We start from the raw sequence: 1867 nt of genomic DNA on the forward strand, positions 1-1867 counted from the left end.
CGGTGACGGTGCCGACGAGGATGTCGTTCTGGCCGGTGTGGCGGGCGAGCAGGGCGTGGTAGGCGGCCAGCAGCACCATGAACATCGTGCTGCCGTGCTCCCGGCCGGTACGGGTGAGGGCCGCCGTGTCGCGTGCGTCGAGCCGCAGCGTGGTGAGGGCACCGCGGCGCTTGGGCACGGCCGCGCGTGGACGGTCCAGGGGCAGGCCGAGCGGGGTCGGGTCGGTGAGGCGCTGCTGCCAGTAGGCGAGGGCTTCGGTGGTGTCCTGCCCGCGCTGCCACAGGGCGATGTCGCCGAACTGCACGGGCAGCGGGGCGAGTTCGCGGCCGGAGTAGAGGGCGGCCAGCTCGTCGTAGAGGATGTTGAGGGACCAGCCGTCACCCAGGATGTGGTGCATGACCAGCAGCACCACGTGGTCTTCGGTGCCCAGCCGGATCAGGGTCGCGCGCAGCGGCGGTGCGGCGCCGAGGTCGAGCGGGGTGTTCGTGCGGGCCGACACCAGCTCCGCGGCGGCGTGCTCGTCGGCGGCCGTCAGCACCTCGACCGGCACGGGTGACGGCGGTTCGACGACGGCGGTGGGCTCCCCGTCGGCCTCGGGGAAGCGGGTGCGCAGGATCTCGTGCCGGGCGGTGACCGCGTCCAGCGCACGGCGCAGCGCATTCTCGTCGAGGGGGCCGCGCAGGCGCTTGGCCATCCACATGTTGTACGACGCGTCCTGCGGGTCCAGCCGGGCGAGGAACCACAGGCGTTCCTGCGCCGACGACAGCGGCGGCTGCGTGCCCGCCGGGCGCGGCACGGGCGCGGAGACCGTGCCGGGCGCGGCGGCCTCGACCTGCCGGGCGAGGTCGGCGACGACCGGGTGCCGGAAGACGTCGCCGACGGGGATCGCCGCCCCGCTGCGGGCGTTGAGGCGGGCGGTGAGCATGGCGGCGCGCAGGGAGTGCCCGCCGAGCGCGAAGAAGTCGTCCTCGGCGTGGACCTGCGCGGTGAGGTCCAGGACCTCGGCGTAGATCTCGGCGACGAGCTGCTCGGCCGCGGTCTGCGGGGCCCGGCCCTGCCCGGCGGGGCGCTGCTCGGCGCCGGGGTGGGGGAGGGCTTTGCGGTCGATCTTGCCGTTGGGGGTGAGGGGGAGTGCGGTGAGCGCGATGTAGGTGGTGGGGACCATGTAGCCGGGGAGCAGGGCGGCCAGGTGGGTCTTCAACTCGGCGGGGTCGGGGGCGGGGTGGTCGGGGACGTAGTGGGCGAGGAGGTTCTCGTCGTGGACGGTGACGACGGCCTGGCGGATGCGGGGGTGGGTTTCGAGGGCGGTGGCGATCTCGCCGGGTTCGATGCGGTGGCCGCGGAGTTTGATCTGGTCGTCGGTGCGGCCGTGGTAGTCCAGGGTGCCGTCCGGGAGGCGGCGGACGATGTCGCCGGTGCGGTAGAGGCGCTGCCTGTGGTGGGTGGTGAAGCGCTGGGCGGTCAGGTCGGGGCGGTGGTGGTAGCCGTCGGCCAGTCCGGTGCCGCCGATGAGGAGTTCGCCGGGGACGCCGATGGGGGCGGGGGTGCCGTGGGTGTCCAGGACGCGGACGGTGGTGTTGGCGATCGGGGTGCCGATGGTGACACGGGCCGGGTTTTCGGGGATGTCGCAGGCGGTGGACCAGATGGTGGTCTCGGTGGGGCCGTACATGTTCAGCAGCCGGTCCACCCGGGCGCGTAGCGCGGATGCCAGGGCCAGGGGGAGGGGTTCGCCTCCGCACAGCGCGGTGACCGGTGGCAGGTCGCCGGTCATGAGGAGGCGCCAGCCCGAGGGGGTGGCCTGGATGTGGGTGACGCCTTCGTCGCGGACCAGGGCGGCCAGCGCGGTGGCGTCGCGGCTGGTGGGGGT

The 1867-nt window shown here is 74.0% G+C and carries 1 protein-coding gene; it reads right to left on the reverse strand.

Annotated elements, in window-relative coordinates; genetic code table 11:
* Positions 1 to 1867, reverse strand: a 1867-nt coding sequence (locus tag ACWERV_RS36705; RefSeq protein ID WP_452941225.1) for a condensation domain-containing protein, incomplete at both ends; no start/stop codon positions are given.

The organism is Streptomyces sp. NPDC004031, from assembly GCF_053604375.1.